Origin of the sequence: Serratia silvae (assembly GCF_023282985.1) — a bacterium.
GTDB lineage: Bacteria > Pseudomonadota > Gammaproteobacteria > Enterobacterales > Enterobacteriaceae > Chania > Chania silvae.
The window spans coordinates 1-286 of record NZ_JAGQDC010000066.1; the positions used below are offsets into that span (position 1 = coordinate 1).

The 286-nt window shown below is 60.1% G+C and carries 1 protein-coding gene; it reads left to right on the top strand.

Going from position 1 to position 286, the window contains the following annotated elements; all coding sequences use genetic code 11:
• The coding region (locus KAJ71_RS23255) for a hypothetical protein (protein ID WP_248947793.1) at positions 1-286 on the top strand (286 nt) is incomplete at both ends.

Below are 286 nucleotides of genomic sequence, written 5' to 3' on the forward strand. Positions count from 1 at the left end.
GTGTGGCCGATGTGCACTCCCTCGACTTGCGCCTGTACCTGGCCAACCCCGACGGGTTCTCGGAAATTTTCGCGACCCAGCGCTTCCAGGATCACCCTTCGCGCATCCCCAAGAGTGTCGAAGCCGCGATGCGCAGCACCCGGCAGCCCAGCGAGCAGTTCACCAACAAGTACAGTGGTCTGTACTGGCCGATCTTCAATGATGCCGGCGACTTGCAAGGCGTGATCTTCAGCGGGCTGCTGCGTCATACCAGCCTGATGGGGCTGGTGAACCAGAGCAATTTGTT